The 12,063-nt window shown below is 63.3% G+C and carries 11 protein-coding genes; 8 read left to right on the top strand and 3 right to left on the bottom strand.

Going from position 1 to position 12,063, the window contains the following annotated elements; genetic code table 11:
- Nucleotides 1–165 precede the first annotated feature (165 nt).
- Nucleotides 166–2,331 (top strand): endonuclease, encoded by a 2,166-nt coding sequence (locus ACVN9Z_RS17720; RefSeq protein WP_238865641.1) that lies wholly within the window; start codon nt 166–168, stop codon nt 2,329–2,331.
- 374 nt (nt 2,332–2,705) lie between these two features.
- Nucleotides 2,706–3,356, top strand: a complete 651-nt coding sequence (locus ACVN9Z_RS17715; protein ID WP_238865639.1) for an imm11 family protein — start codon at nt 2,706–2,708, stop codon at nt 3,354–3,356.
- Here ACVN9Z_RS17715 and ACVN9Z_RS17710 read toward each other — a convergent pair.
- Together ACVN9Z_RS17710 and ACVN9Z_RS17705 are read right to left on the bottom strand one after the other, a co-directional pair.
- Nucleotides 3,353–4,213: an NmrA family NAD(P)-binding protein gene (locus ACVN9Z_RS17710; protein WP_054438828.1), complete on the bottom strand. Its 861-nt coding sequence runs from the start codon at nt 4,211–4,213 to the stop codon at nt 3,353–3,355. The two genes, ACVN9Z_RS17715 and ACVN9Z_RS17710, sit on opposite strands and share 4 nt — an antisense overlap.
- Nucleotides 4,214–4,840: 627 nt before the next feature.
- Nucleotides 4,841–5,998 carry an alpha-hydroxy acid oxidase gene (locus ACVN9Z_RS17705; protein ID WP_054483692.1) on the bottom strand — a complete coding sequence of 386 codons (1,158 nt, stop codon included), beginning with the start codon at nt 5,996–5,998 and terminating at the stop codon, nt 4,841–4,843.
- 166 nt (nt 5,999–6,164) lie between these two features.
- On the opposite strand from ACVN9Z_RS17705, the gene ACVN9Z_RS17700 reads away from it, so the two are divergent.
- The 4 genes from ACVN9Z_RS17700 (at nt 6,165) to ACVN9Z_RS17685 (ending at nt 9,971) form a co-directional block, all read left to right on the top strand.
- The gene (locus ACVN9Z_RS17700; RefSeq protein WP_006384100.1) at nt 6,165–7,064 is read left to right on the top strand and encodes a LysR family transcriptional regulator; all 900 of its coding nucleotides are present in this window, start codon (nt 6,165–6,167) and stop codon (nt 7,062–7,064) included.
- A 131-nt stretch (nt 7,065–7,195) separates the two neighbouring features.
- The gene (locus ACVN9Z_RS17695) at nt 7,196–7,864 is read left to right on the top strand and encodes an RraA family protein (protein WP_006384099.1); all 669 of its coding nucleotides are present in this window, start codon (nt 7,196–7,198) and stop codon (nt 7,862–7,864) included.
- On the top strand, nt 7,861–8,904 hold the full coding sequence (locus ACVN9Z_RS17690) for a hydroxyacid dehydrogenase (protein ID WP_054500126.1): 1,044 nt from the start codon (nt 7,861–7,863) through the stop codon (nt 8,902–8,904). Before ACVN9Z_RS17695 ends, ACVN9Z_RS17690 begins: the two co-directional genes overlap by 4 nt.
- Before the next feature lie 77 nt (nt 8,905–8,981).
- Entirely contained in the window at nt 8,982–9,971 is a 990-nt protein-coding gene (locus tag ACVN9Z_RS17685) for a tripartite tricarboxylate transporter substrate binding protein (protein ID WP_458212447.1), read from the top strand.
- Between the two features lie 4 nt (nt 9,972–9,975).
- Here the strand turns inward: ACVN9Z_RS17685 and ACVN9Z_RS17680 are convergent, their stop codons facing one another.
- On the bottom strand, nt 9,976–10,971 hold the full coding sequence (locus ACVN9Z_RS17680) for an SDR family oxidoreductase (protein ID WP_006384096.1): 996 nt from the start codon (nt 10,969–10,971) through the stop codon (nt 9,976–9,978).
- A 284-nt stretch (nt 10,972–11,255) separates the two neighbouring features.
- Here ACVN9Z_RS17680 and ACVN9Z_RS17675 point away from each other — a divergent pair, with 284 nt between their 5' ends.
- Nucleotides 11,256–11,639 (top strand): type II toxin-antitoxin system RelE/ParE family toxin, encoded by a 384-nt coding sequence (locus tag ACVN9Z_RS17675; protein ID WP_045953107.1) that lies wholly within the window; start codon nt 11,256–11,258, stop codon nt 11,637–11,639.
- The gene (locus ACVN9Z_RS17670; protein ID WP_006384094.1) at nt 11,623–11,925 is read left to right on the top strand and encodes a helix-turn-helix domain-containing protein; all 303 of its coding nucleotides are present in this window, start codon (nt 11,623–11,625) and stop codon (nt 11,923–11,925) included. The genes ACVN9Z_RS17675 and ACVN9Z_RS17670 overlap by 17 nt, the downstream gene beginning before the upstream one ends.
- The last annotated feature ends 138 nt before the right edge of the window (nt 11,926–12,063 follow it).

Raw genomic sequence — 12,063 nt, 5'->3', positions numbered from 1 at the left:
CGATGTCCCCTCTATGGATCATTTTCGCTCGCCACACGGGCCAATACTCTTCCTCACCGCCCGACAGACGAGGAATCATCTAATTTAGATGCAACCCTGGTGCACTGCGGCAATGAATGCTAACGCTAGACTGTCGCGTGCTTAAAAAGGAATTAGGGATAGGTAGTGGGCATTCTCGCGAAAGCTACACAATTGCGCGGCCACAAAACGATTGCGGCCATCACCGCTGCTGCGGTGGCGAGCGGGCCGGTATTGGCCACCAAAGACGAGGCGAAAGCTGCACTTGACGCTTTTAAGGTCTACTTGGAAAAAAACGACCACCAGTGGTCTGTCGCGGTATTGCTTGCATTGCTTTTGTGGGATGCGGACAGCGCGGTTGCGCGGCTTCGACGCGACGGTCTGTTGCGGGCATCGCGGTACAAGTTCCAGTCTGGTGCGATTATCAAAGCAGTGGAAGCCGGCTTGGCACTCTTGCCAAAGGTCACAATCCGCCCAGACCGGCTGGAGTTCTTGCGCTCAGTTCGGCTACTTCTCAATCTCGCGCCTGCTGCACGGCAGCTTCGTGAAGGCCTGATACTGCGCCTCAGATCTCGGCGCAAGGTCGCTCAGAAGAGCCTGCTGGTTATTGTCAACGAAGCCTTCGCCAATGGGTGGAGGGGAGGCGACCGGCTCCAGGACTCTTCAAAATTCGAACATTGGACGACTGAGGAAATCACGCAGGCCCTGTCCTTCATTTTGCACCTGATGCGTGAGGAAGTTGGCACCGTACCCAAAGACTGGCAACTCGTTGACGAATTGCTCGTATCTCCATACCAGAGCGTCTATCCGGAGTTGCTGATGGACGCAGCTCGGCTCAATGAGCTCTTTGAGGTTGAGGCGATGCTCGATGGCCTGCCCTACAAGATTGAGCAGAGCGGCAAAGAACTCAAGGTGCTGTCCATAGATGAAGCCTTTGAAAAGTCCATTCGCTTGGGCTACATCCAAAGCAGCTTGCAAGGAGAAATTCGCGCCAGCGATGTTGCCAGGGAGTTTCACGAGAACAACGAGCAGCTTCCTACCATGGAGTCGTTCATCGATGCGGCTTTCGCGCATGGGGGGCTGGGTGAGTGCGTCGAGTTGCGCACCGAACCCATCGAGCGGCTTGTTTTTCGAGTGCACCAAGATCCTGGATTCTTTGCACCTATAGCCGCGAACCAATTCTTCGCGGAGGAAGTCGCGGTGCTAATTGGTCTAGGGATCGACAACTTCCGCCAGAGCGATCCGCTGTCGCTTCAGGTCACGGAGACACTCACCGCAGGCGACATCATGAAAGTGCAACGCATGTTCGCATTCTTTAGTGCCGTCTTCCAGCAAGCGCTTAAGGAGATTCAGCCAGACGAGCATCAGCAACGCCTGCGGGCACGTTCCGTCCTACCGGTGATGCGCCTCAAAGATATTGTGACGACAATCGGCCAGATCCTGCCGCCCGCGAAAGCACAAGAGGTTGTCAACATCCTCACATTACGAGCAGACCAGAAGTTCATTGACCTACAGTACCGACCACTCATCGAAGCTGCGGGCTACTTAGTCCTCGCGCCAGCAATGATCGCGCGGTCGAGTCTCGTGCGAAACGTCGTAGTGGCTAACGATCTACGACGTGTTCAGCTTGACGGCAAGGATCCGATGGAGCAGGCCGTAGTGGCCGCTCTGAAAGACGCGGGATTCAAGGTACGAAGCAACTTCAAGTTCGATATCGAAGGAAAGCGAGAGACAGACATAGTCGCGTCGCGAGACGGGCATCTCTTCATTTTCGAGTGTAAGAACTCATTCCTGCCGGTGTCGGCTCACGAATTGCGAACGAGCTACGAGCACCTGAAGAAAGCTCGCGACCAACTGGATCTCCGCTTGCGTTGGATGAAGGTTCCACCAAACCAGGAACGTCTGCTCAAGTGGCTGGGTTGGGATGTTGCCGTCACAACGGATATCCATACCGGCATCATCACTGCCAACCGGGTGTTCAACGGGTACACCATGGGAACACACCCGGTGCGACAAGTGCATGAACTTACCAATGTAGTAGCCCGCGGTTTCGTTCGGCTCTCGTCTGGGGGGGAAATGCGCTTCTGGCGTGATGAAACCTTCCAGGCGCTTGACTTGGTGGATTACCTTCAAGGCGGCAGCATTATCAGGAAGCAGTTTGACCTCCTGCGACCATTTGATCGTCGGGTGCAGTTCGAAGGCATGACGCTTACGTTGCAGAACTACTTTATGGATATGAGGGAAGCCACGGCGCAGTTTCAAGGTGAGGTGACTGGCTTGAACCTTGAGTTTGCAGGCCAAGAAAAACCATAGGACCGCGGGCCTGGTTAGTTCTCAGATTCTATGGGCTTCGGCGGGGCGAGATCATCATATCGAAGTCAGAAGGAATGCCCGTTATTGGCCGGAAGCGGACCTTGGTAGCCGTCCGCTTCCGGCAAGCATTCGTAGCCCCGCGTCAAACGCCTGAAGCGATTGCCCAACCGAAGCTGCACCCGACCACCGAACGGCGCGGCAGCGGCACAAAACCTTTCTTGCAATCAACGACATAGGAATCTGTTCCACGAGGCGCACGCCAACATGCGAGCAAAAACGCCGCGCGCGGCCGAGCTTGTGGCCGCGCCAAAGCCCGGCTAGGATCGGCTCAACCGCATTCCCGTTCCGCCCCCGCATCCGTGATGGAAGCCTCCGTGACCGAATCCAGCGCCATTGAAGTTTCAGCCGACGCCGCATCCCATAAGGGCGAATTTTTCCTGATCGACGCCGGCGTCTTGGAAAACGGCAGGGTTCCCGGCATAGAAATCGCCAACGAAGTGAAGCTGATCGATCCGGGGATGAATGTCGTCTCGCGTCCTGATGGAATGCCAGGCCAGTATCCGGAGCGTCCCCACCTGGTTCATGTACCGGCGAAGGGCGCAATGCCACGCGATCTGGAAGAGCTCGCCGGCATATGGATTGTGTCGGAGCCGTTGAAGCAACTGTTTGAGCAGTTGGACGCCGAGGCGTTTGCATTTGTGGCATGCGACTTCAGCCTTGCCGACGGCAGCCCTGCCCCTCCGTACTATCTGGGCGATGTGCTGCGCAGACTCGATGCCCTGGATGAAGCCTCTTCTCGCGTGAGAATCAAGCTCGACCACAATTATCAGACCGGCGAGAACGAGAAACTTTACAGCCTCGTCGGCGGGGCCAGCTTGGTGTTCAAACAGGATGTTGTGGGAGCTGCCCATATCTTCCGCCAGGATCGCATGGGAGCGCCTCCCATCTGCGACCGCGCCATGTTCGATGCATTGCGCGCGGCCAACTTCTCCGGCGTACGGCTGCGCGATGTCGCCGATATCTAGAGCGGGGCCACCAGGTCCCGAATGTAAGCCTCCAGCGTGGTCGATCCGCGCAGCGGGGTGTCCGACAAGTCGAAGCCGCTATCGACGCTCACCTCGGTCATACGGGCATAGGATTCAGCGGCGGCTTCAGAAAATCCCTGGCTGACGAACGTCTGCCGCCATGCCGCTCGCGGTACGACGCGGACCTCGACAGGCCGGCCCAAGGTCTCGGCGAACGCTCGCGCTACGTCGCTGGGTGTATACCGCCTCGGGCCTTCTACGTAGCGGACGCCGCGGTCGTCGAGAGACGTCATTAAACGGGCGGCCGCGACTTCGCCCAGATCTTTCGGCGCGACCATCGGGATGGCGAGATCCGCCGGGAAAAGACTGGGCAACACGCCGGTGTTGCGCACCGTTTCGAGGAACCCGTCCCAGTTGCTCATGTAGTAAGCAGCACGGTTCACGGCCGCCGGCAACGCCTGGGCCCGTAGCCCTTCTTCCAGCTCCCACAGCACGTTCAAATCGCCAATGCGGCTGCCCGGCCGGGCGCCGCCCGTCGATTCGGCAACGACTTTTTCAAGCCCGGATCCCTCGAGCGCGGAGAGTATGTTCGCAACGGTATGTCTTTCGACGACGTCGGTGTCGGTGGTGGTGTCCGCCGGAGGATTCAGTAGAAAAGCGCGTCGGCCACGCCGGAACGCGGCGCGTAATGACGCCACGTCTTCCACATTGGCCTGGACAATGTCGGCGCCCCGAGCGCGCCAGTGCGCGGCGCGAGCCGCCGAGCGGGTGACTATGGTTACCTCCGCGCCAAGCGCGAGCAAAGCGCGCGCGGTTGCCGCCCCGACGTGGCCGGTCCCCCCCATGATGATGTACATGTGTATGTCCTCCGGTTGATGCGGGTTGCGCGCGTCCCGGCATCCGGGCCGCGCCTCACCGAGTCAAACAGATTTCCCGGCTATCGCTGGCCACATTGTGTAACGGCGGTACCCCTCGGAGTAAAGGACGCCCGCTGAGACTTGGCGCAAAACGCAGTGCGCCGAATGCCGGCCATCGCGCCGACACAGCCAAACCGAAACCGCGAGGCTTGCGAGCGCTCATGCAGACGAACTGGAATATGAAGCCTCGCAATAGCAACGAGGCATCCCTACGTTGCCTTCATCTCCTTCTCTTTCTCCTTCGCCAGCTTTTCCTTGTCCTTTTTTGCCCCGTCGTAATGGGACTTGATGGCCAGAAACATGCCCGTGCCCAACACGAGGATCTTGAACGTACCGAAGATTACAGGGACCCAAAAATTCATCATTTCCTCAAAACGCTACGTCAGCAGCTGCAAGCGGGAGTGGGACGAGTGAGCGCCACGAGTCCCATGGACAGGTCGAATCTTACCGTCACACCCATACACATGGCTGAATTGTACGGCTTTTGTAGCAGGCATAATTCTCATAAAAACCATACATAAGAAGAAGACATGCTTCGGACATTGCCTTAAAAAACCATACACGCGACTACCGGCTGCGTTGCAACAGGCTCTGGTTCACCTCTCGCAGGTCGACGATACCGAGCAGGCCCATGTTGCGCCGGATCTCTTCGACGATCAGCGCGATGGCATGGGCCACGCCGCGCTGGCCGGCCACCGTCGCCGCGTAGTTGAACGGACGGCCCACGAACACGCAGCGCGCGCCAAGCGCCATCGCTTTCAGCGCGTCCGTGCCTCGCCGCACGCCGCTGTCGAGCATGACGTCCATGCCGCCCGCGGCGTCCACGATGGCGGGCAAGGCATGCAAGGGAGAAACGCTGCCATCGAGCTGCCGGCCGCCATGGTTGGACACGATGACCGCGTCCATGCCGTGCGCGCGCGCGGCCCGCGCGTCATCCGGGTGCAGGATGCCCTTCAGGACCATCCTGCCCTTCCAGGTCTTGCGTATGGCGGCCACGTGTTGCCAGTTCAGGTGGCCGCGATCGGAAAAGTCTCGCAGCACATTCCCGGACAGGATGGGCGCGCCGCGCGTCGCATAGTTGTTTTCGAAGTGCGGCATGCCGTGGCGGGCCAGCGTGCGCAGAAAGGTGCCGATCAACCAGCGGGGGTGCGTGACGCCCTGCCAGGCCAGGCCGACGCTGGGCCGCAGCGGCGTGGAAAAGCCCGCCCGCACGTTGTTCTCGCGGTTGGCGGCGACCGGCGTATCGACGGTCAGCACCAGTGTGTCCACCCCGGCTGCGGCGACGCGATCGATCAGCGCGGCGATCTGCGCGCCGTCGCCGGGAAGGTAGGCCTGGAACCAGGTCCCGGGCGCCGCCTCCATCACGGTTTCCAGGCGGATCAGCGAAGATCCGCTCATGATGCAGGGCACGCCCGCCTCGGCCGCGGCGCGGGCCAGCATGACGTCCCCGCGATAGCTGGTCAGCGCGGCAATGCCCATGGGCGCCACGCCAACGGGCGCCGCGTACTCGCGGCCCAGCACCGTGCAGCGCGTGCTGCGGCGGGACACGTCCACCAGCACCTTGGGCCGGAACCCGTAATCGTCGTAGGCCTGCCGATTGCCGCGTTCGGACTGTCCGTCTTCCACCGCGCCCGACACATAGGCATACAGGGGCTTGGGCAGTATCCGCCGGGCGGCGGCTTCGAAGTCGTGCAGGCTGAGCATGCGGCGCAGCGGATCTGACATGATGGGATTCCTGGCGGCGCTCGGCGGCCGATCCGCCGTGCAAGGGTCTTGACGGCGAAAGACTATAGGCCGGGCCGAGAGTTGAATAAAGTGACTTTATTGAAGACCTTTATTACACTTTTCGTCGCCCTCAATCGGTTCGCTGCCGGCCCGATCCTCCGCCCCCATGACGCTCAAGCAACTCGAGGCCTTTTACTGGGCCGCCACCTGCAAGAACTTTGCCATCGCCGCGAATCGGCTGAATATCTCGGTGTCGTCGTTGTCCAAGCGGATCGGCGAGCTGGAATCCTCGATCGGCGCCGCGCTGTTCAGCCGCAGCGCCCGTAGCGCGACCCTGACCGCGCTTGGCGAGCAACTGGTGCCCCATGCCAAGGATTTGCTGCGCAATGCGGACCAGTTCATGCAGCAAGCCAGCAACAACCTCAGCTACTCCGGCCGTTGCCGCTTCGGCGCCGGCGAGCTGACCGCCATGACCTGGATGGCCGGGCTGATCGACGTCATCCAGCAGGCGCACCCCAACCTCCTGGTCGAGCCCTTCGTGGGCGTGGGCGAACTGGTCGAGCGCGGGCTGGAGGAAGGCGAGCTCGACTTCGCGGTGATCGCGGGGCCCTCGTCCCGGTCTTCGCTGGCCTCGCGCGTGATTGGCAGCGCCCATTTCGAATGGGTGGTGTCGGCCAGGGCCGTGCCCGATGCGGCCTCGCTCGAAGTGGCCGACCTGCCTGGCCTGACGCTCATCACCCTGCCGCAAAGCTCGGGCGCGATCCGTATTCTCGACGACTGGCTGACCGAGCAGCGCGTATCGCCAGGCCGCAATCAATGCTGCAACAGCTGGCCCGGCATTGCCGCCATGCTGCGGCAGGGACTGGGGCTGGGTTTCCTGCCCGCCGCCTGGGCCCAGGTTCTCATCCAGCGCGGCGACCTGCGGCGGCTGCCGCGCTTTCCGCCATTGCCGCCCCTGGCCTACACCTTCCAATGGCGCCGCGACGATACGCGGCCCATGCTGGAGAGCCTGCGCTCGCACGCGCAGGCGTGCCTGGATTTCCACGCGCCCGCCGGGATGATCTAGCCCCTCTGCGCGTACGCCCCTGGCGACGCTTTCCAAAAAGCGTTGTTTTCGACATCAAATTATTCGCTTTAAACCGCCGTGAGCCCGGCGTAGAGTCGCCTCGGACAATCCATCCAAGGAGACAAGACGCCATGTCGGAGTTCGGATTCACGCTGCAGGAATGTCCTGCCGGCCCCAGCCGCGAGACACTCGCGGCATATGAAGCATTGGCGGTCGCCAACATCAGCGATGCGATGAGCCGCGCGACCGGAACCTCGGCCTTGCGCCCGATGCATCGCACCCGCCGCATCCTGGGCCGCGCCTACACCGTGCGCACGCGGCCCGGCGACAACCTGATGGTCCACAAGGCGATCGATTCCGCCGAGCCGGGGGATGTGATCGTGGTCGATGCGGGCGGCGACATGAGCAACGCCATCATCGGCGAGATCATGGCGGGATGGGCCGCCAGGCGCGGGCTGGCGGGCTTCGTGATCGACGGCGCCATCCGCGACAGCGAGACGATCGGCGCCGGCGACTTTCCCGTCTACGCGCGCGGCGTCGCCCATCGCGGACCCTACAAGGACGGCCCGGGCGCCATCAACGTGCCGGTGGCGATCGACGGCATGGTGGTGCTGCCGGGCGACCTGCTGGTGGGCGATGCCGACGGACTGCTGGCGATCCGCGCCGACGAAGCGCCCGCCATCGCGGCGCGCGTGCGCGCGATCGCCGCAGCGGAAACCCGCGTGCTGGAGGACATCGCGCGCGGAACGCTGGATCGCGCCTGGGTCGACGCCACGCTCACGGCGCGAGGCGTGCTGTGAGCGTGGCGGCACATTCCAAACCCGCCCGGCTCTGCCGCCTGGACCTCTGGCTCGATCCGGTGTTCGACGAGATCATCGGCGGCACGCCCGGCATCTCGCTGTCGGTGCTGCCGGCAAGGGGCGACGATGCCCGCACGCTGGCCGGCCTGAAGTCGGCCCATGCGTATCACGTTTCCGCGGCCAAGGACGAACTGCCGCGGCAATGGTTCGTCAATGCCGAACTGATCGCGCAATGCCCAGACCTGGTATGCGTTTCGTCCGGCGGCGCGGGCTACGACACAATCGACGTGGCGGCCTGCACCGCGGCGGGCATCGCCGTGGTCAACCAGGCGGGAGGCAACGCGGAGTCGGTGGCCGAGCACACGTACGCGTTGTTGCTGGCCGTGCAGCGGCGGGTGGTGGAATCCCACCATCGCCTGCGCCACGACGCCGGCTTCACGCGCGAAGATCTGATGGGCCACGAAATCCATGGCCGCGTCCTCGGCCTGGTCGGCATCGGCAAGATCGGCACCTGTGTCGCCCGCATCGCGCGCGGCTTCGGCCTGCGCGTGATCGCGCACGATCCGCTGCTGTCCGCCGACGTCATCCGCAGCCGCGGCGCGGAACCGGTGTCGCTGGACGAATTGCTGGCGCGGTCCGACGTGGTGTCGCTGCATTGCCCGCTGGACGCCTCCACGCGCGGCCTGTTCGGCGCAAAGGCCTTCGCGGCCATGAAAGGCGGAGCGGTGTTCATCACGACGGCGCGCGGCGGCATCCATGACGAAGCGGCGCTGCACGACGCGCTGCGCGCGGGGCATCTGCGCGGCGCGGGGCTGGACGTCTGGGACCAGGAGCCGCCCGAGCGCGGCGCGCCGCTGCTGGGCCTGCCCAACGTCGTCGCCACCTTCCATACCGCCGGCGTCACGCACGAAGCCCGGCGCAACGTCGCCCGTTCATCGGCCACGCAGCTCGCCGCGATGCTGCGTGGCGAACGCCCACCACAACTCATCAATCCGCAGGCCTGGCCGCTGGCGGCCAAACGCATCGCAAACCTGACATAACAACGCGGCGGGGCCGCTGCCCGCGCCGCAAGGCGCGACGCAGGCCGGACCCCGCCAAAATACCAAGGAGACAATTCATGCAAAGACAAGACAAACGCTGGACGCGGCGCGCCCTTGCGACCCTGCTGGCGGGCGCCGCCCTGTTGACCGGCGGCGCGCAAGCGGCCGGCTATCCCGAACACCCGATCAACCTGATCGTGTCGTACGGGCCGGGCGGAGGCACCGACCTGGTGGCCCGCATGATGGCGCCCTATCTGCAGAAATACCTGGGCGGCGATGCCCGCATCGTCGTGCTGAACCGCCCAGGCGCGGGCGGCGCGATTGGATTCTCGGAGCTGGCCCGGGCCCAGCCCGACGGCTACACCATCGGCTTCATCAACACGCCGAACCTGTTGACGATTCCCATCGAGCGCAAGACCAGTTTCACCTGGCGCAGCTTCGATCTGCTGGGCAACCTGATCGATGATCCCGGCGCATTCTCGGTGCTGAACGACAACCCGATCAAGACCCTGGCCGACCTGTCCGCCTACGCCAAGAAGAACCCGGGCAAGGTGACGGTAGGCACCACGGGCACGGGCTCCGATGACCACCTGGCCATGCTGCGCTTTGAGCGGGTGTCCGGCAGCAAGCTCAGCCACATCCCCTACAAGGGAGCCGGGGAGGTACGCGGCGCGCTGGCGAGCGGCGAGATCACGATCGGCGCCATCAACGTGGGCGAAGCGCTGCAATACCAGAAAGGCGGAACGCCGCTGAGCATGCTGGGCCAGATGGGCAAGACGCGGTCGGCGGCGCTGCCGGACGTGCCCACCTTCAAGGAACAGGGCTTCGATTTCGAGCTGGCATCGCTGCGCGGCTTGGCCGCGCCCAAGGGCCTGCCCGACGATGTGCGCGCCAAGCTCGTCTCCGCCCTGAAACGCACGGTGGACGATCCAGAGTTCCAGGCCAAGGCCAGGGACATGTTCGCCCCGCTGCGCTATCTGCCGCCCCCGGAGTACGCCAAGGAACTGGCGGCCGGCGAAGCGGAGTTCCAGGCGCTCTGGAAGGAAGCGCCGTGGCTGGATAAGTAGCGGATCAGCGGCGTCCGCGCAGCACGCATGCCAGCGCGCCGCCCGCCAGCGCCAGCACGGCCAGCGTCGTCGCCTGCGGGTGCATCGCGCTGCAGGAATACGCGCTGAACCTGCGTCCGGGGCGCCGCACCGCCGCATGTTCTCCGCCGGCGTCGTACAGCGAATCCTGCCCCATTTCCTCGTAGGTCCGCGGACCTCGCTGGTGGCGAAACAGCCAACCCGCCATACGGTCCGCCAACCCCGGCATGTTCTGGCCAAAGGCCGAAATCGCCCTGGCGGCGCCGCCCACGAAAAGATCACGCACCGGCGTCTGCGCGGCATGCAGGATGGCCTCGGCCACCAGCTCGGGCGCATAGATGGGCGGAGGCAGGTCCGGCTGGGCGTCCATGTAGTTGCGCGCGTGTTCGGTGAACTTGGTGGCGATCGAGGCCGGTTTGATCAGGGTGACCGAAATCGGCGCGCCCAGTTGCCGCAGCTCCATGCGCAAGGCATCGGTGTAGCCCTTGACCGCATGCTTTGCCGCCGAATAGGCGCCCTGCAGCGGAACCGCGCGATCGGACACTTCGCTGCCCAGATTGATGATCGCGCCGCCGGTGGCCTTCATGTGCCGCACGGCGGCCAGCGAGCCATACACCACGCCCCAGTAGTCGGTGTCGAACAACTTGCGCTGGTCTTCGATCGGCACCTGCTCCAGCGTGCCGTAGATCGACACACCGGCGTTGTTCACCCAGGTGTCCACGCGTCCGAACCGCTCCACGGCAAGCGCGAGGATGCGCTCATGATCTTCCTGCACGCCAACGTCGGCCACCACGGTGGCGGCGGCGCCGCCTTCCTGCGTAATGTCCCGCGCCACCTGTTCCAGCGCCGCCTCCTGGCGGCCCGCAAGCACCACCCTGGCCCCCTTGGCGGCCGCCATGCGCGCGGTCACGGCGCCGATGCCGCTGCCGGCGCCCGTGATCACGATGACCTGGTCACGCAACGGTTTCAGATTCACTTTCATGCAATTCTCCCGAGCGAGGCGCCCCATGCGCCTGGTCCGCGGGAGCAGCAAGCGCAATGCCTGGGCGCTCGACCAAGGTGGACACGCTGATCCCTGTTCGCCGAGCAAAACCTGTCCGTCCGCGATAAGTTCACAAGACAAATAAGCGCTCTGTGCAAACCGCCTCGCAGGGAGACCTGGAGGACATCCCTTGGCCCGTCCTGCAACTCAGACGAAAGCCGCCAGAAAACGGAGGCATTGACAATATAAAACATACCCGTATCGGGTATAGTACGGAGGTAGAAATGAAGCGCGTCCTGAAGCGAAAACACTTCGCCCGATGGCAAGCAAGCGAACGGTTACCCGATACTGCCCTTTGCATGGCGGTGAGGGAAATGGAAAGCGGCTTGGTCGACGCCAACCTTGGCGGCCTGCTCTACAAACAACGAGTCGCACGTCCTGGCGGCGGAAAAAGCCATGGCTACCGTACTTTGATTTCCGCCCGAGTAGGCCACTGCTACGTATTCCTGCATGGATTTTCCAAAAACAGCCAGGAAAACATCACACAGGATGAGCAGAAGGCGCTGCGATTCGCCGGGAAGATGTTTCTCGAGCTATCGCCGGAGGCATTGTCGAAGGCGCTGGGGGCCGGCATATTGTTGGAGATTCATTGTGAGCAAGATCATTGAGTCGGTGCGTGGCGACCTGGCGGCGCTGCAGGAAGCGGGCGCCATCACCAAGGTCACCATGCGCGAGTTCGACAGCCTCTGCCCGCCCCCCGTACGGACCTTTGGCGCAGCCGACATCCGCCGGCTGCGTGAAGCCTTGAATTTCAGTCAACCCGTATTCGCGCTGCACCTGCACACCACGGCCTCGACCGTGCGCAAATGGGAACAGGGCGAAACCCGCCCCACCGGCCCTGCGCTCAAGCTGCTCAACCTGATCGCCGACAAGGGACTGCAGGCCATTCTCTGAGCGCAGGCGTCGCCCATTGGCGCCGATGGCGATTTTTCGCAGTCCCCGGACAGGCGCGGCGAAAAACGGATAGTTCCGCGGTCGGCGGGACGGGTTTTCCAGCAGTCCCGTCACAGGCCCGGCGCTTTATTATGAGGA

This window comes from Achromobacter sp. KK8 (assembly GCF_054188005.1).
The sequence above is the reverse complement of the archived record's forward strand: the minus strand, read 5'-3'. Positions and strand labels throughout refer to the sequence as shown.

Coding starts and splice junctions, on each gene's coding strand:
- ACVN9Z_RS17710 (WP_054438828.1), bottom strand. CDS start 4,213: ATGTACATCATCATGGGGGGGACCGGCCACGTCGGGGCGGCAACCGCG.
- ACVN9Z_RS17705 (WP_054483692.1), bottom strand. CDS start 5,998: ATGTCAGATCCGCTGCGCCGCATGCTCAGCCTGCACGACTTCGAAGCC.
- ACVN9Z_RS17700 (WP_006384100.1), top strand. CDS start 6,165: ATGACGCTCAAGCAACTCGAGGCCTTTTACTGGGCCGCCACCTGCAAG.
- ACVN9Z_RS17695 (WP_006384099.1), top strand. CDS start 7,196: ATGTCGGAGTTCGGATTCACGCTGCAGGAATGTCCTGCCGGCCCCAGC.
- ACVN9Z_RS17685 (WP_458212447.1), top strand. CDS start 8,982: ATGCAAAGACAAGACAAACGCTGGACGCGGCGCGCCCTTGCGACCCTG.
- ACVN9Z_RS17680 (WP_006384096.1), bottom strand. CDS start 10,971: ATGAAAGTGAATCTGAAACCGTTGCGTGACCAGGTCATCGTGATCACG.
- ACVN9Z_RS17675 (WP_045953107.1), top strand. CDS start 11,256: ATGAAGCGCGTCCTGAAGCGAAAACACTTCGCCCGATGGCAAGCAAGC.